Origin of the sequence: Streptomyces sp. B21-105 (genome assembly GCF_036898465.1) — a bacterium.
GTDB lineage: Bacteria > Actinomycetota > Actinomycetes > Streptomycetales > Streptomycetaceae > Streptomyces.
This window is the reverse complement of record NZ_JARUMJ010000001.1, coordinates 532,958-548,741: the sequence shown is the minus strand read 5'-3', so window position 1 is coordinate 548,741 and position 15,784 is coordinate 532,958. Positions and strand designations below refer to the sequence as shown.

At 73.4% G+C, this 15,784-nt stretch carries 18 protein-coding genes; 11 read left to right on the top strand and 7 right to left on the bottom strand.

Annotation, left to right across the window (positions count from 1 at the left end):
- Nucleotides 1–4 precede the first annotated feature (4 nt).
- Complete coding sequence (locus QA802_RS02230; RefSeq protein ID WP_334517716.1) at nucleotides 5–634, bottom strand: alpha-ketoglutarate-dependent dioxygenase AlkB; 630 nt, start codon at nucleotides 632–634, stop codon at nucleotides 5–7.
- A gap of 157 nt (nucleotides 635–791) precedes the next feature.
- Here QA802_RS02230 and QA802_RS02225 point away from each other — a divergent pair, with 157 nt between their 5' ends.
- Nucleotides 792–1,421 carry a TetR/AcrR family transcriptional regulator gene (locus QA802_RS02225; protein WP_334517715.1) on the top strand — a complete coding sequence of 210 codons (630 nt, stop codon included), beginning with the start codon at nucleotides 792–794 and terminating at the stop codon, nucleotides 1,419–1,421.
- Between the two features lie 61 nt (nucleotides 1,422–1,482).
- Nucleotides 1,483–3,156, top strand: a complete 1,674-nt coding sequence (locus tag QA802_RS02220; RefSeq protein WP_334517714.1) for an FAD-binding dehydrogenase — start codon at nucleotides 1,483–1,485, stop codon at nucleotides 3,154–3,156.
- Between the two features lie 2 nt (nucleotides 3,157–3,158).
- On the opposite strand, the gene QA802_RS02215 is transcribed toward QA802_RS02220, so the two are convergent.
- A complete protein-coding gene (locus QA802_RS02215; RefSeq protein WP_334517713.1) occupies nucleotides 3,159–3,518 on the bottom strand; it encodes a DUF488 domain-containing protein in 360 nt (119 codons plus the stop codon).
- A 153-nt stretch (nucleotides 3,519–3,671) separates the two neighbouring features.
- On the opposite strand from QA802_RS02215, the gene QA802_RS02210 reads away from it, so the two are divergent.
- Complete coding sequence (locus tag QA802_RS02210) at nucleotides 3,672–5,087, top strand: M1 family metallopeptidase (RefSeq protein ID WP_334517712.1); 1,416 nt, start codon at nucleotides 3,672–3,674, stop codon at nucleotides 5,085–5,087.
- A gap of 73 nt (nucleotides 5,088–5,160) precedes the next feature.
- On the opposite strand, the gene QA802_RS02205 is transcribed toward QA802_RS02210, so the two are convergent.
- Nucleotides 5,161–5,409, bottom strand: coding sequence for a WhiB family transcriptional regulator (locus QA802_RS02205; protein ID WP_319165524.1), 249 nt, complete (start codon nucleotides 5,407–5,409; stop codon nucleotides 5,161–5,163).
- 102 nt (nucleotides 5,410–5,511) lie between these two features.
- Nucleotides 5,512–6,729: a saccharopine dehydrogenase family protein gene (locus QA802_RS02200; protein ID WP_334517709.1), complete on the bottom strand. Its 1,218-nt coding sequence runs from the start codon at nucleotides 6,727–6,729 to the stop codon at nucleotides 5,512–5,514.
- 162 nt (nucleotides 6,730–6,891) lie between these two features.
- Here QA802_RS02200 and QA802_RS02195 point away from each other — a divergent pair, with 162 nt between their 5' ends.
- Nucleotides 6,892–7,617 carry a TetR/AcrR family transcriptional regulator gene (locus QA802_RS02195; protein ID WP_334517708.1) on the top strand — a complete coding sequence of 242 codons (726 nt, stop codon included), beginning with the start codon at nucleotides 6,892–6,894 and terminating at the stop codon, nucleotides 7,615–7,617.
- 192 nt (nucleotides 7,618–7,809) lie between these two features.
- On the opposite strand, the gene QA802_RS02190 is transcribed toward QA802_RS02195, so the two are convergent.
- A complete protein-coding gene (locus QA802_RS02190) occupies nucleotides 7,810–8,739 on the bottom strand; it encodes a LysR family transcriptional regulator ArgP (protein ID WP_334517707.1) in 930 nt (309 codons plus the stop codon).
- An 80-nt stretch (nucleotides 8,740–8,819) separates the two neighbouring features.
- Between QA802_RS02190 and QA802_RS02185 the strand changes: the two genes are divergently transcribed.
- Nucleotides 8,820–9,434, top strand: coding sequence for a LysE/ArgO family amino acid transporter (locus QA802_RS02185; protein ID WP_334517706.1), 615 nt, complete (start codon nucleotides 8,820–8,822; stop codon nucleotides 9,432–9,434).
- Nucleotides 9,435–9,584: 150 nt separating this feature from the next.
- Nucleotides 9,585–10,886 (top strand): MFS transporter, encoded by a 1,302-nt coding sequence (locus QA802_RS02180; RefSeq protein WP_319165529.1) that lies wholly within the window; start codon nucleotides 9,585–9,587, stop codon nucleotides 10,884–10,886.
- Nucleotides 10,887–11,029: 143 nt separating this feature from the next.
- Here the strand turns inward: QA802_RS02180 and QA802_RS02175 are convergent, their stop codons facing one another.
- Entirely contained in the window at nucleotides 11,030–11,485 is a 456-nt protein-coding gene (locus tag QA802_RS02175) for a cyclic nucleotide-binding domain-containing protein (RefSeq protein ID WP_319165530.1), read from the bottom strand.
- Between the two features lie 334 nt (nucleotides 11,486–11,819).
- Nucleotides 11,820–12,041 carry a hypothetical protein gene (locus tag QA802_RS02170; protein ID WP_334517701.1) on the bottom strand — a complete coding sequence of 74 codons (222 nt, stop codon included), beginning with the start codon at nucleotides 12,039–12,041 and terminating at the stop codon, nucleotides 11,820–11,822.
- 272 nt (nucleotides 12,042–12,313) lie between these two features.
- Here QA802_RS02170 and QA802_RS02165 point away from each other — a divergent pair, with 272 nt between their 5' ends.
- From QA802_RS02165 to QA802_RS02145, 5 genes are all read left to right on the top strand, one after another.
- On the top strand, nucleotides 12,314–12,757 hold the full coding sequence (locus QA802_RS02165; RefSeq protein ID WP_334517700.1) for an ATP-binding protein: 444 nt from the start codon (nucleotides 12,314–12,316) through the stop codon (nucleotides 12,755–12,757).
- A 224-nt stretch (nucleotides 12,758–12,981) separates the two neighbouring features.
- Nucleotides 12,982–13,872 carry a SigB/SigF/SigG family RNA polymerase sigma factor gene (locus QA802_RS02160; RefSeq protein ID WP_334517699.1) on the top strand — a complete coding sequence of 297 codons (891 nt, stop codon included), beginning with the start codon at nucleotides 12,982–12,984 and terminating at the stop codon, nucleotides 13,870–13,872.
- A gap of 62 nt (nucleotides 13,873–13,934) precedes the next feature.
- Nucleotides 13,935–14,174 carry a DUF5133 domain-containing protein gene (locus QA802_RS02155; RefSeq protein ID WP_334517697.1) on the top strand — a complete coding sequence of 80 codons (240 nt, stop codon included), beginning with the start codon at nucleotides 13,935–13,937 and terminating at the stop codon, nucleotides 14,172–14,174.
- Nucleotides 14,175–14,418: 244 nt separating this feature from the next.
- The gene (locus tag QA802_RS02150; protein ID WP_334517695.1) at nucleotides 14,419–15,255 is read left to right on the top strand and encodes a DUF1206 domain-containing protein; all 837 of its coding nucleotides are present in this window, start codon (nucleotides 14,419–14,421) and stop codon (nucleotides 15,253–15,255) included.
- A gap of 28 nt (nucleotides 15,256–15,283) precedes the next feature.
- The gene (locus tag QA802_RS02145) at nucleotides 15,284–15,715 is read left to right on the top strand and encodes a hypothetical protein (protein ID WP_319165536.1); all 432 of its coding nucleotides are present in this window, start codon (nucleotides 15,284–15,286) and stop codon (nucleotides 15,713–15,715) included.
- Nucleotides 15,716–15,784: the final 69 nt, after the last annotated feature.

Genomic DNA, 15,784 nt, shown 5'->3' with positions numbered 1-15,784 from the left:
ACCGTCACCGCACTCCGCGCGGGCGGAACTGGATGCTGATGCGCGGCCCCGCGGCGCGTCCGGACTTGGGGACGCAGTGCTCCCAGGTCCGCTGGCAGGAGCCGCCCATGACGATCAGGTCGCCGTGGCCGAGCGGTCGCCGCACCGTCCCGCCCCCGCGTGCGGGACGCAGCAGCAGGTCGCGCGGGGAGCCCACGGAGAGGATCGCGACCATCGTGTCCTGGTCGGCGCCCCGGCCGATCCGGTCGCCGTGCCAGGCGACGCTGTCCCGGCCGTCGCGGTAGTGGCAGAGGCCGGCGGTGACGAAGGGCTCGCCCAGTTCCCCGGCGTAGTGCGCGGACAGTGCCCGGCGCGCCTCGTCCAGCACCGGGTGGGGCAGCGCCTCGCGCTCACCGTAGAAGGCCAGCAGCCGCGGCACCGCGACGACGTCGTCGTACATCCTGCGCTGTTCGGCACGCCACGGGACCTCGGCCGCGAGGTGTTCGAACAGGACGTCCGAACCGGCGAGCCAGCCCGGCAGCACGTCGATCCAGGCGCCCGCGCCGAGCACGGTGCGTCGCAGCCCGTCGAGGGTGCCGAGGCGCAGCTCGTCGGTCTGGTCGAAGAGGGAGCCCTGGAGGTGGTGCGCTGTCATGGTTCCAGCGTACGCCTTAATCGAAACTGTGTTCGGCTTGCGGTGTGGTGGCGCGCCCCGCCGGGGCGTGCCTCTCAGGGGTCGGGGCTGCTCGGTCGGGGGCCTTTCGATGCATCGGTGTATCGGATACATTCGCGTATCGAACGGAGGTGCGGCCATGGCGACGCAGCAGCAGACGACGGGACGGGTCACCCGGCGCCGCGTCCGCACGCGTGCCAACCTGCTCGACGCCGCCTTCGCCGTGTTCGCCGCCAAGGGCTTCGGCCGGGTCTCCATCGAGGAGGTCTGCGAGGCCGCCGGTTACAGCAGAGGCGCCTTCTACTCCAACTTCGGCAGCCTGGACGAGCTGTTCTTCGCCCTCTACCAGGAGCGGGCGGACGTCATCGCCCGGCAGGTCGCCGACGCCCTCGCCGGCGGCGGGCCCGACCTGGACGTGCCGGCCTCCGTGGACCGCGTCACCGAGGTGCTCCTCCTCGACCTGGACTGGCTGCTGGTCAAAACGGACTTCCTGGTGCACGCCGCCCGCGACCCCGCCGTCGCGCAGACCCTGCTCGAACACCGGGCCCGACTGCGCCGAGCGATCGCCGACCGGCTGTCCCGGGCCCGCGGTCACACCCCCCTGCCCGCCGTGCTCGGCGACGGCGACTGCGCCGCCCGCGCGGTGGTCGCCGCCTACGACGGCGTCACCACCCAACTGCTGCTGGACAAGGACGTGAACGGCGCACGCGCCTGGCTCAAGCAACTGCTCACCGCGCTGCTGACCGACGGCAGCGGACGCCACGCCTGACACCCACGCGCACCACCACAGACGGACTCAGACAGACTCGGACAGAAGGGCAACGGACGCCATGGACGCGGACGTCATCGTCGTCGGAGCGGGCCTCGCCGGCCTGGTCGCGGCGCACGAACTCACCAGCAGAGGCCGGCGGGTCGCCCTGGTCGACCAGGAGAACGCCGCCAACCTCGGCGGCCAGGCCTTCTGGTCCTTCGGCGGGCTCTTCCTCGTCGACTCCCCGGAGCAGCGCCGCCTCGGCATCAAGGACTCCTTCGACCTCGCCTGGAACGACTGGCAGGGCAGCGCGCAGTTCGACCGGACCGAGGACGAGGACTCCTGGGCGGTGCGCTGGGCGCGCGCCTACGTGGAGTGGGCGGCGGGGGAGAAGCGCAGCTGGCTCGCCGGGCACGGGATCTCCTTCGTGCCGACCGTCGGCTGGGCCGAGCGCGGCGATCTGCGCGCCGACGGGCACGGCAACTCCGTACCCCGCTTCCACGTCGCCTGGGGGACGGGCACCGGCGTCGTCGAGCCGTTCGTCCGCTACGCCAAGCAGGCCGCCAGGGACGGACTGCTGACCTTCTGTCACCGCCACCGCGTGGACGAGCTGATCATGGAGGACGGCGCCGCCCGCGGCGTACGCGGCACGGTCCTCGCCCCCGACGACTGCGCGCGCGGCGTCGCCTCCAGCCGCGAAGCGATCGGCGCCTTCGAGCTGACCGCCCGGGCCGTCGTCGTCACCAGCGGCGGCATCGGCGCCGACCACGACATCGTGCGGCGCTACTGGCCCGAGCGGCTCGGCACGCCCCCCGCCGAGATGGTGACCGGCGTGCCCGCCTACGTCGACGGCCGGATGCTCGACATCAGCGCCGAGGCCGGCGTCCGCCTCGTCAACCGCGACCGCATGTGGCACTACACCGAGGGCATCCAGAACTGGGACTCCATCTGGCCCGGCCACGGCATCCGTATCCTGCCCGGCCCGTCCTCCCTCTGGTTCGACGCCCTCGGCCGCCGGCTGCCCGACCCGTGCCTGCCCGGCTACGACACCCTCGGCACGCTCAAGTACCTGCGGACGACCGAGGACATCGCCGGGCACGACCACTCCTGGTTCATCCTCACCCGCAAGATCGTCGAGAAGGAGTTCGCGCTGTCGGGCTCCGAGCAGAATCCCGACATCACCGCCAAGGACCGCAAGGCCGTCCTGCGTGACCGGCTGCTCGGCAAGGGCGCCCCGGCGCCGGTCCAGGCGTTCCTCGACCACGGCGCGGACTTCGTGATCGCGGACACCCTCGACGAGCTCGTCGAGAAGATGAACGAGCTGACCGGGAAACCGCTGCTCGACGTGGACGGACTGCGCCGGCAGATCGAGGCCCGCGATCTGCAGATCGCCAACCCGTACAGCAAGGACGCCCAGGTCCAGGGCATGCGCAACGCCCGCCGCTACATCGGCGACCGGCTCGGCCGCGTCGCCACCCCGCACCGCGTCCTCGACCCCGCGGCCGGCCCGCTGATCGCCGTGAAACTGCACGTCCTCACCCGCAAGACGCTCGGCGGCATCCAGACCGACTTGGACTCACGCGCCCTGGGCGCCGACGGGCAGCCGGTCGAGGGCCTGTACGCGGCGGGCGAGGTGGCCGGCTTCGGCGGCGGCGGCGTCCACGGCTACAACGCCCTCGAAGGCACCTTCCTCGGCGGCTGCCTCTTCTCCGGGCGCGCGGCAGGCCGGGCGGCGGCGCAGCAGACCGGCTGACCTCAGCGCTGGTCCGCCGTCAACAGGCGGACCAGCACCGCCGTGTGACTCCGCTCCGGTGACTTCGCGGAGGTGAGCAGCGTCACCGGTCCCTTCGCCATCAACTCGCGCACGTGGTCGAGGAGTTCAGATGCCTCGGGCTCGGTGAGCTCCGCCTCGTGACGGCGGGCGAACTCCTCGTGGGAGCCCTCGCCCGCGTGGTACCAACGGCGCAGTTCCGTGGACGGGGTGAGGCCCTTGGGCCACTCGTCCACGCGGGCCGTCTCCTTGGACACGCCACGCGGCCACAGCCGGTCGACCAGCACCCGCACGCCGTCCTCCGGCTCGGGCGGGTCGTAGACGCGACGTACGCGGACCTTCATGGTGGCCGTCCTCGGGTCGGCGGATCGCGTCGATCGTAGGCCCGGGGCGTCCGACGGCACCGCTCGGCTTGACCTGAATGAGAGGGATCCCCGGGGCGTCCGGTCTCTACTCTGAGGGACGGTTGATCACCCGCAACCCCCACAGGAGCGCACGTGACGCACCCCCGCAGACGCACCGTCCTGCTTCGCCGCGAGGCTGTCGCCGCCACCGTCCCCGTCGCCGTGGCGGCGCTGCTGGCCGTGGCGGGACCCGCCACCGCGGCCGGACCGGCAGGCGCCGCCGGCGTCGGCGACCCCTATTTCCCGCTCGCCGGCAACGGCGGCTACCACGTGACCCACTACGACCTGACCCTGCGTTACGACCCCGGCAGCCGCCGCCTCGACGGCACGGCGGTCCTCACCGCCCGGGCCACCCAGCGGCTGCCGCGCTTCGACCTCGACTTCCAGGGCCTTGACGTCACCGGCCTGACGGTCGATCACGTCAGGGCCGCACACCGCCGCCAGGGCCAGGAACTCGTCGTCGCCCCGAAACGCGCGCTGCGCAAGGGCGAGCGCTTCCAGGTCACGGTCACCTACCACGGCACCCCGGGCCCGGTCACCGACCCCGACGGCTCCCTGGACGGCTGGATCCCCACCGACGACGGCGCGTTCGTCGCCGGCGAGCCGCAGGGCGCCATGACCTGGTTCCCGGCCAACAACCACCCCCTCGACAAGTCCTCCTACGACTTCACCATCACCGTCCCGGCCGGCCGCGCCGCCGTCGCCAACGGAGTCCTGGTCGGACAGCGCACCGCGCACGGCACGACCACCTACCGCTGGCGGCAGAAGGAGCCCATGGCCGCCTACCTCGCCACCGCGACCGTCGGGAAGTTCCAGGTCGAGCAGTACACCACCCGCGACGGACTCAGGGTCTACAACGCCGTCGACCCGCGCGAGGCCGAGGCCGCCGCCCCGGTGCTGAAGAAGCTGCCCTCCGTCCTGGAGTGGGAGAGCCGGCTGTTCGGGCCCTACCCGTTCCGCGCCGCCGGCTCGATCGTCGACCACGCCCCGAACGTCGGCTACGCCCTGGAGACCCAGACCCGGCCGGTGTACGACCGGGCGCCCTCCCTGAGCACCCTCGTCCACGAGAGCGCCCACCAGTGGTTCGGAGACTCCGTCTCCCTCACGTCCTGGAAGGACATCTGGCTCAACGAGGGCTTCGCCACCTACGCCGAATGGCTCTACGCCGAGCAGCACGGCGGCGACAGCGCCCAGAAGACCTTCGACGCCCTGTACGCCCGTCCGGCGACCGACGGGCTGTGGGCGTTCCCGCCCGGCGACCCCGGCAGCGGCGCGAACATCTTCGGCACGCCGGTCTACGCCCGTGGCGCCATGACCCTGCACGTCCTGCGCACCACCGTCGGGGACCGCGCCTTCTTCGGCATCCTGCGCGCCTGGGCGGCCGCACACCGCTACGGCAACGGCACCACCGCCCAGTTCGAACGCCTCGCGGAACGGGTCTCCGGCCAGGACCTCGGCGACCTGTTCCGGACCTGGCTGTACGGCCCGGGCAAGCCCGCCACGCCGTAGCCGACCGCGACGCGACCGGGTCGGACGGGCCGTGCTCTCGGCCCGTCCGACCCGCGCTCACGCGCTCACCCGGTCACGAACTGCGTCGTGCCTTGGTGCGCCGCTTCAGGGCGCGGCGTTCCGTCTCGCTCGTGCCGCCCCATACGCCGAGCGTCTGGTCGGTCTCCATGGCCCACTCCAGGCACGCCTCGCGCACGGGGCAGCGCCGGCAGACCGTCTTCGCCTGTTCCTCCTGCATCAGTGCCGGGCCCGAGGTTCCGATCGGGAAGAAGAGGTCCGGGTCCTCGCGGCGGCACGCGGCGTGCTGTCGCCAGTCGTCCATCGAAGTCACCTGCGATCGCGTCGTCTGTGCTGTGCCGGATACGTTGCTCCCGATCGGGTCACCGGCGAGACGGAAGTGAAACAGGCGCGCCCGGAAAGGCGTTCACTGCTCGCGCAGCCCCCACGGCGAGCCGTACTCCGTCAGCAGGTCGAGGAACGGGCGGGCCGGGAACGCCTCGGGCCCGAGGACGCCCGCCCCCGACCAGGCGCCCGTCGCGAGCAGTTCGAGGGCGACGACCGGGTTGACCGCCGTCTGCCACACCACGGCCTGGCTGCCGTACTCGGCCGTCGACCACTGGTTGTCGACCACGTGGTACAGGTACACCTCGCGCGGCGCACCGTCCTTGACGCCGCGCACCCACGTGCCCGCGCAGGTCTTGCCGTGCATGAGCTCGCCCAGCGTCGCCGGGTCGGGCAGACAGGCGGCGACCACGTCCCGGGGCGAGACCCGCACCGGCCCCCGCGCGCTCGGCACCGTCACCGGCGTGGTGCCGTCCAGTCCCAGGCGGTGCAGCGTCTTGAGCGTCTCGACGAACTCCTCGCCCAGGCCGTACTTGAAGGTGACCCGGTCCGCCTTCACCCAGCGGGGCACGAGCAGCACCTCCTCGTGCTCCACGTTGACGCACTCGACCGGCCCGATGCCCTCGGGGAAGTCGAACACCTCGGGCTCGCTGAAGGGGGCGGTGGTGAACCAGCCGCGGTCGGCCTCGTAGACGACCGGAGGGTTCAGGCACTCCTCGATCGTGGTCCAGATGCTGAAGGAGGGCGCGAAGTCGTAGCCCTCGACGGTGAGGTTCGCGCCGTCGCGGATGCCGATCTCCTCGATCTCGTCGAACAGTTCGTCGGCCGCGTACCGGGCGAAGACGTCCGAGAGACCCGGCTCGACGCCCATGCCGACGAGTGCCAGGGCGCCGGCGGCGGCCCAGTCGTCGGCCTTGGCGAACTGGTCGTCGCCGAGCTTGACGCCGCACTCCTCGTGCGGCCGCTCCGGGTGCGGACGGGACAGCGACATCGCCATGTCGACATAGGTGGCGCCCGCCGTGCGTGCCGCGCCGAACAGCGGCATCACGAACCGCGGGTCGGTGGCGTTGAGCAGAACGTCGCAGCGGTGCCGGGCGAGCAGGGCGGCCACGGCCGCCTCGTCGGCGGCGTCGATCCGCTCGGCGAGGAACCGCTCGTCGCCGTCCAAGGCGGCGACGGCCGTCTCCGCGCGGGCGGGATCGTAGTCGGCGACCACCATCGCCTCGAAGAACGGACGGCGGGCGGCGATGCGGGTGACGGCGGTGCCCACACCGCCGGCGCCAACGAGCAGGACACGCATGAGAAGAACTCCCTCGGCTGAACCTGAGAACGACGGGTGCGAAGCGGGGCCCGGCACCGATACAACGTCCGGGGCACGCGTAAGGTCAATGGCGTTGGCATAAGGGTGGTGCCCGGTGTCGAGGGCACGACGGCGACAGGCCGGAAGGAGCGTGCGGGACGTATGGCCAAGCAGGTGGTGCCCGAGGAGAAGCGGCGCAGACGCCGGCCCACCAGGAGCGGCACGGTGCTGTCCGAGCGGCTGATCGTCGAGACCGCGCTGCGGCTGCTGCGCGAACACGGCAGTACCGGGCTCACGGCCCGCCGCCTCGGCCTCGCCCTCGACTGCGACCCCAGCACGCTCTACCGCTACTTCCGGGGCATGGACGACCTCACGCTCGCCATCGGCGACGCCCTCATCGGCGAGGCGCTGTGCGGCTGGCGGCCGACGGGACAGTGGCGGGCCGACCTGCACGCCGTCGGCGTGCGCATCCACGCCGCCTATGTCGCCCACCCGCAGGCCGCGCAGCTCACCACGAGCCGGGTCACCGGCCGGGCCAACGAACTCGCCGCCGACGAGGCCGTGTTGGACGTGCTGCGCACGGCCGGCTTCCCGCTGCCGGAGACCGTGCGGATCTACCACGCCTTCATCGACCAGACCCTGGCCTTCGCCGCCCTGGACGCCGCGGCACTCGCCCTGCCGCGCGCAGCGCAGCGCGCCGACGACGGGATGTGGCGCTCGACCTACGCCCGGCTGCCCGCCGAGACCCACCCCCGGATCGCCGAGGCGGCCGCGTTGCTGTCCACCCGCATGGTGACCAGCGCCTACCCGACCGCGCTGGAGATGCTGCTGGACAGCGCCCAGACCCGGCTGGCGACACTGCGGGAGAACCGGCCCGCCGCGCGTTGAGGGGGCGACTGCTCCTCGAGGCGGCTGCTCCTGGAGGGGCCGGCTGCGTCTTGACGGGCCCGCCGCGCCTGCGACGGGCCCGCCGCGTCCTGACGGGCCGCTGTGCCCTGACCGGGCCGAACGCTCTGCCGGCTGGCGGCGGCCGGACGTCTCCTGCGGGGCTGGGCGTCTCCTGCGCGGCCGGTCGGTCGGTTACCGCTGTGGCCCGTCCCGGACGGCGGGCGGCGGGTGCAGGGCGCCGGCCGCCGTCGCCGCCACCGCGTCCGCGACCGCGGCCAGCGCGGGCGAGTCGAGCCGCCACTGCTGCCAGTACAGCGGGACGTCGACAGGGCGCCGCGGGGCGAGGGAGAGCAGCCGGCCGGCCCGCAACGGCGCTTCGGCCTGCGCTTCGGGGACCATGCCCCAGCCGAAGCCCGCGACGATCGACGCCACGAAGCCCTCCGAGGTCGGCACGGCGTGGCGCAGGGTGCTCGCGCCGCCCGCCCCGCGCCGCAGGCCGCGCACGAAAACGTCCTGGAGGTCGTCGTTGCGGTCCAGCGTCATCACGGGCGCCCCGGGGAGGGTCTCGCGCAGCGGCCCGTCGGCCAGATGGCGGGCCGCGAACTCCGGGCTCGCGGCGGCCAGATAGCGCATCGTGCCCAGCGCGCGCACGGAGCAGCCGGTCACCGCGTCGGGCGACGAGGTCACGGCGGCCATCACCAGCCCCTCGCGCAGCAGTTCCGCCGTGCGCGTCTCGTCCTCGCGGTGCAGTTCGAAACAGAGCGGCGGGTCCTGCGGCACCCGGGACAGGGCGGGCAGGAACCAGGTGGCGAGGGAGTCGGCGTTCACCGCGACCGTCACCCGGGTGGGCTCGCCCTCCGCGCTCATGCCCAGCTCGGACCGCGTGTCGCGCTCCAGCCGGGCCAGCTGGCGGGCGAACCGCACGACGATCTCCCCGGACTCCGTGGCCCGCACCGGCTTGGTGCGTAGCAGCAGCACCCGGCCTGTGCGCTGCTCCAGGGCCTTCACCCGCTGACTGACCGCCGACGGCGTCACGTGCAGCGCGGCGGCGGCCGCGTCGAAGGTGCCCTCGTCCACCACGGCGAGCAGTGTCCGTACCTGGTCGAGGGGCAGGTCCGTCATCACGTCGTCATCACGAGGGCTAATGATACGTAAGAATCCTTAGCTGTACGCGCGGTGATCGCTTCCCTAGCGTGGACGGCATGTCCCACGCCCTCGCCGCCGCGACCGCCGGGTTCGGCACCGGTCTCTCGCTCATCGTCGCCATCGGCGCCCAGAACGCCTTCGTCCTGCGCCAGGGGATCCGACGGGAGGCGGTCCTCGCCGTCGTCGGGATCTGCGCCCTCTCGGACGCCCTGCTCATCGCGCTCGGCGTGGGCGGCGTGGGCGCGCTGGTGACGGCCTGGCCGGGCGCGCTGACCGCGGTCGCCTGGATCGGCGGCCTGTTCCTGCTCGGCTACGGGGCGCTGGCCGCCCGGCGGGTGTTCCGGCCGTCGGGCGCCTTGACGACCGGGGGCGACCCGGTGGGCTCCCGTCGGCGCGCGGTCCTGACCTGCCTGGCGATGACCTGGCTCAACCCGCACGTCTACCTCGACACGGTCTTCCTGCTCGGTTCCGTCGCCGCCGACCGCGGCCCGCTGCGCTGGACCTTCGGCCTCGGCGCCGCGTTCGCCAGCGTGTGCTGGTTCGTCGCGCTGGGCTTCGGGGCCCGGCTCCTCAGCCGCTTCCTGTCCCGCCCCTCGGCCTGGCGCGTCCTGGACGGCCTGGTCGCCGCCACGATGATCGCCCTCGGCGTGACGCTCGTCGCGGGAGCCTGAGCCCCGCCCGACGGAACCCGGGTCCGGGTGTCGGTCGCGGGACGGTGTCCCGCCTGTCGAGATCGTGTGTCCGAGGGGCGGCGGAACCCAGGCGGGAGCTGCGATAGTGACCTCCCGATCTGAAAGATGTATCGAGCAACCAGGATTCACGTGGACACGAGCGAGAGCAGCACCGCACCCGAGGCAGGGGATACCGATCCGAGCCCGCGAGGCCGTCCGCGCGGCGCCCGGCGCCGCTGGGTGATGGACACCCGCCCGCTGCGCCGGCCGGCCTACCGACGGCTGTGGTCCTCCACCATCGTCACGGCGGTGGGCAGTCAGCTCACCGCCGTCGCCGTGCCCAAGCAGATCTACGACATCACCGGCTCCTCCGCCTGGGTCGGCTACGCGAGCCTGGCCGGACTGGCGCCGATGGTGCTGTTCGCGCTGTGGGGCGGCGCGGTCGCCGACACCGTCGACCGGCGCAAGCTGCTGCTGGTCACCAACAGCGGCATCGCGCTCACGTCGGTGCTGTTCTGGCTCCAGGCGGCGGCGGGCCTCGGCTCGGTGGCCGTGCTGATGCTGCTGCTCGCCACCCAGCAGGCGTTCTTCGGCCTGAACGCGCCGGCTCGCAACGCCTCCATCGCCCGGCTGGTCCCCGCCGGCGAACTGGCCGCCGCCAACGCCCTCGGCTCGACGGTGATGCAGACCGGTCTGGTCGCGGGCCCGCTGCTCGCGGGCGCCCTGATCCCCGTCATCGGCCTGCCGGAGCTGTACCTCCTCGACGCCGTCGCGCTCTGCGTCACCCTGTGGGCCGTGGTCCGCCTGCCCGCGCTTCCGCCGGCCGACACGACCGTCCGACGCGCGGGGATCCGGGAGATCGCGGAGGGCTTCCGCTACATCGCCCTGCACAAGGTGCTGCTGCTGTCCTTCCTCGCCGACGTCATCGCCATGGTCTTCGGCATGCCCCGCGCCCTGTTCCCGCAGCTCGCCGCCGAGACCTACGCCCCCTACGGCGAGGGCCTCGCCCTCGGGCTGCTGTTCGCGGCGATCCCCATCGGCGCGGTGTCGGGCGGGCTGCTGTCCGGCACGTTCTCCCGGGCGCGCCGGCACGGCTGGATGGTCATCGGCGCGGTGGTCGCGTGGGGCGCGGCGATCGCCGGCTTCGGGCTGAGCGGCAGCCTGTGGTTCGCCGTGCTGTTCCTGGCCTGCGCCGGCGTCGCCGACATGGTCTCCATGGTCTTCCGGGGGGCGATCCTGCTGTCGGCGGCCACCGACGAGATGCGCGGCCGCATGCAGGGCGTGTTCACGGTCGTGGTGGCGGGCGGCCCGCGCCTGGCCGACGTGCTGCACGGCACGGCGGGGGCGGCCTTCGGACCCCGCGCGGCCGTGACGGGCGGCGGTCTGCTGGTGGTCGTGGCGATGCTGGGCCTGGCGGCCGCGGTGCCCGAACTGCGCCGGTACCGCATCTGACCCGGGACGGCCACGGGGCGGCCTGAGCCGGTGACGGCACCGGGTCGTATCGCCCCGGCACCCGCGTCGGCGCGGCGGGCCCGGGCGGGCGGCGGGGCGGATACGGGCTGGTGGCGCGGCGGGCACGGGCGGGCGGCGGGGCGCTACAACACTCCGCGCCGGTGCGTCCCGTACTGCTCCATGAGCTTGCCCCGGGTCATCTCCAGCCGGTGCGCGAGGATCTCGGCCACGATCCGCACCAGCGTCAGGCCGAGCGCCGGGTCCTCCTCGCACAGCTTGAGCACCGGCTGCGCCTCGAACTCGTAGGCCCGCACGGGGCTGAACGCCTCCGCGCCGAAGTCCCAGCGGTACGGCGGGAACAGCCACGACCAGCCGAGCAGGTCGCCGGAGCCGAGGCCGGCCACGGTCACCCGGCGCAGCGACGTCACCTGCTGGACGAGCGAGACCGCACCGGAGCGCAGGATCCAGAAGCGGTCGGCCGTACCGCCCGCCTCGAAGATCCGGGCGTCCTCGGGGAAGGACACCTCGCGGGCCAGGGCCATCAGACGCTGGCGCTGGGGCGGGGGGAGAGCGGTCAGCAGCTTGGTCGCTCTGGTCATGGCGCGGGCCTCTCGCCGGCGATCGTCGGGGGTGCTTGCCTCTTCCCATTTCAGCCGCTCGGGACGCCCGGGGCACCTCGGCGGACGGGACTTTCCGGGTTCGGGCAGAGAAAAGCCCTGGCTGGACGGGGGAAGCCAGCCAGGGCGGTACGAGCGTGGGGTGCGGAGGAGAAGTGGGTCGACCCCGACCACCACGTATGTATGAACGGTAAACCATTCGCGCAGGGTTTGGCACACCAAAATCCCGGTTGCGTGACCCGTTTCACGTCATCGGCCGTCCGGGCGGCCTCAGTTGACGCGGTCCGGGCGGCAGCCCTGGTCGTCGCCGGCGGGGTCAGCGACCCTCGGCCGACCGGCCCGGGGTCACGATCTCGTCCAGCACCTCGAGCACGGCCTGGTAGGCGATGCCCCGCGTACGGGCGTCACGCGCCGCGTCCGCGTCGTCGTCCACGAGGTCCGCGCCCCGGGCCTGCCAGGCCCGCGCCTCCTCTTGCGCGCGGGTCCTGGCCCGCTGGATGCGGCGCAGCAGTTCGTCCGAGTCCACGACATCCATCATGTACTCCGCCTACCCAGGCCCGGACCGACGATTGCTCCCCGTCCGGGAGGTTTGGCCGCGACCGGGGCGGCCAGCCGAAAGAAGAGAGGCCCCGGACCGCCGGCGCGAGCGGACCGCCTCCCGTCACGCCGAGGCCGTAGCCCGTCCGGGCGCCTCGCGGCCGGCGCGCGGCCGCCCCGGGCCGCCCCCGCCGCGGCGGGTCGGCGGAGCCGGCGGCGTGACTGCCCGCTCGTCGACCACCACCACTCGGCAACAGCCAGGGGAGCGAAGGGATGCGTACGAACCACTCCAGCGACCGCGTGGACACGCCGGACAACCCGTTCGGGTGCGGAGAGCGCGAGCGGTGCCGACCCGCCGACGTCCGCGACGCCGTACGGCGGGCGGTGGCGGGCCGATGGCTGGCCACCGGGTGCCCGTACGACGAGGAGGGCCTCTCGGACGCGCTGCTCGTCGCCTCGGAGCTCTCCACCAACGCCATCCTCCACGGGGGAGGCATGACGGGATTCGACGTCGACGTGGACGGCCGGGCCGTGCGGGTCTCCGTCAGCGATCGCAGCGACCGGCTGCCCGTCGCCGTCGACCCGTACGACGAGCGAGGAGGACGGCGCGCGGGCGGCCGCGGCTGGCCGATCGTCTGCCGGCTGGCCCGCGACGTCCGGGTGGCCGATCTCCCCTCCGGCGGCAAACGCATCACCGCCCTCGTGCCCGTGTTCTGACCCATGGCCCCACCCTGTGCGGGCGCGGCCGCGGAGATCCCGTGAGCGGGTTTCGAGCAAGCGGAGTTTGCGCCCCAGGGGGCAGGGCAGACGGAGGTTCGTGCTTCGGACCGGAGGCGCGCCGTCGGGAGCGGTACGTCCGTCCCAGGGCGCCCCGTGCGCCCCGGGTGGCAGGAGCCCTCTCGTCGTCTGTCCCTGAAATGACCGTTCAGGAGCGAATCCGCATGCCTATCGACATGTCGACAAGCCGTCACGACGTCACGGCTTCCCCCTCTGCTCAGTCCACCGCTCAGCCCACTGCCCGATCCACCGCTGCGCCCCCTGCCCGGCCTGCCGCGCAGACCACCGCCCAGCTGCGCCGCACCCACGACGACGCGCCCGACACGGCACGCCGGTTCGCCCGGCTCGTCGCGCTGGAGGACGGGCCGGAACGGGACGCCCTGCGCGACGAGATCGTCACCGCCTGGCTGCCCATGGCCCACCGCATCGCGGGCCGGTTCCGCGACCGCGGCGAGGCCACCGAGGATCTGCGGCAGGTGGCCGCCCTCGGCCTGGTGAAGGCCGTCGACCGCTTCGACCCCGAGCGTGGCGCCTTCGAGAGCTACGCCGTGCCCACCATCACCGGCGAGATCAAGCGCCACTTCCGGGACCGCATGTGGGCGCTGCGCGTGCCCCGCCGTGTGCAGGAACTGCGCAACAAGGTGCGCGTCGCCCGCCGGGAGCTGGCGCAGGCGCCGGGCGCGCCCGAGCCCTCGGTCGCCGACCTCGCCGCGCACACCGGACTCACCGAGGACGAGGTCGTGGCCGGCCTGGAGGCCCTGGAGAGCTTCAGCACACTGTCGCTGGACGCCGAACTCCCGGCCGGCGACGACGGGTACAGCCTCGCCGACACGCTCGGCGCCACCGACGCCTCGTTCGACACCGTGGTGGACCGCGAGTCCGCCAAGGAGGGTCTGCGGCGGCTGCCGGAACGCGAACGCGCCATCCTCTACATGCGCTTCTTCGAGGACATGACGCAGAGCAGGATCGCCGACCGGCTGGGCATCTCCCAGATGCACGTCTCCCGGCTCATCAGCCGCAGCTGTGAGCGGGTGCGCCAGGAGGCGCTGCGTTGACACGGCACGACACCCACCCCCTCACCGCCGGGTCCCGATCGGAGAACGGAGAGAAGCGCCCCATGCTGACGCCCCGTCCCGCCGTCCTGCGCAAACTCGTCGACGAGTACGAGACGTTGAGGGAGTCCGGCGCCGACGAGCACCATCCGCAGGCCCGCGACCTCGCCTACACCCTGTGCGTGTCCACCGGGACCCGGGACGTGCGGCACGCCCTGGAGACGGCGCGCCAGTGGCTCGACGCGGCGTCGGCCGCCGACGCCGCCGGACGCCACACCGACGACGGCCCACACGTGTACGCCTGAGGCGGCTGGGACGGGCGGCAGGCGCGCAGCCCGGCACGCCCACAGAGGGGAACGGGAACAGACGGGGACGGGCACAGACGGGCAGGCGTACCACGGCAACGGCCGCGGTGCGCCTGCCCGTCCGCGTGCGACGCGCGCGCGTCCGCGTGGGGTGTGCCCGGGCCCCGCCGTCCGGTGGGTGTGTGCGGCCCGAGCCGGGGCAGGCGGATCTCGCGAAGTTCGGGGAGGATTCCGGGAGGTCGGGATGAACACGAGTGCGTTGGCGCGCAACGGGCGGGCCGAGGCGGAGCGGGCGGCGCGGGGGTCGCTGACCACGGGGGCGGCCCGGGCCGGGCTCGCCGCGCGCGGTGTGATCTATCTGCTGGTGGGCGTGATCGCGCTGCAGATCGCCTTCGGCGAGAGCGGCCAGGAGGCCGACCGCCGCGGCGCCCTCGCCGAGATAGCGGAGAAGCCCTTCGGGGCCGTACTGCTGTGGGCACTGGGCGTCGGACTGGTCGGCATGGCGCTGTGGCGGCTGTCCGAGACAGTCTTCGGCGGGGTCGGCGCCGACGGGCGCAGCGCCAAGAAGCGGCTCACCGCGCTCGCCCGGTGCGCCTTCTACTCCTTCGTCGCCTACTCCGTGCTGGCGTTCGCCGCAGGTTCGGGCGACGGGGGCGGTTCGAGCGACGAACAGTCCCGGGACGTCACCGCCCGGGTGCTCGACCTGCCCGGAGGGCAGTGGATCGTCGGAGCGGCCGGGGTCGGGATCGTCGTCGCCGGCCTGTGGATCGGCGCCCGCGCCGTCATGCGGTCCTACCGCAAGCAGCTGCGGCTGGGGGAGATGTCCCAGGGCGTGCGGCGCCTGGTGGACGTCACGGGTGTGGGCGGCGGAGCGGCCCGCGGGCTGGTGTTCGCGGCCGCCGGGGCGTTCGCCGTCCGGGCCGCCGTGGACTACCGGCCGGACAAGGCCAAGGGGCTCGACGACACGCTGCGGTCCTTCGCCGGCACTCCCGCGGGTCCGGCCCTGCTGGCCTGCGTCGCCGCCGGGCTCGTCCTCTTCGGAGTGTTCTCTTTCTGCATGGCTCGCTGGCGCAAGGTCTGACGGCCGCCTGCGGGGGAACACGGACGAGATGAACGAAGCAGAGTTCCCGCGCGACGGACGGCCCGTGGACATGTATCTCGACCTGCTGCGCGTCCGCATGGACAGCGACGACTACCAGCTCCTGCTGGAGGTCGTCGCCCCGGCGCTGCGCGCCCTCGACGAACAGCCACCCGAAAGTCTCGACTTCGCCCTCGACCCGCAGGAGACCCAGGACCTGCCGCAGGAGATCCGCGACGAGGCCGCTCTGGTCATCGCCACGGCGGTCACCGGCCGGCTGGACAACCAGCTGGTGGAGATCCAGGTGGACGGAACCGGCCCGGTCCGGGTGGTCACCGACGCGGTCACCGCCTCCGACCCCTCCCGTCTCGCCGAGATCGCCGGCTGCATACAGCAGCGTCAGAAGGACACCGAGGCCCTGCGGGGCATCGCGGCGGCCAGCGGAATGCCCACCGACTTCTGACCCCGGCCGGGCACCCCGCAGCCCGCCGGGATTCCGGGCCGCGCCCGGGCCGCCGCAGCCCGCGGCGCC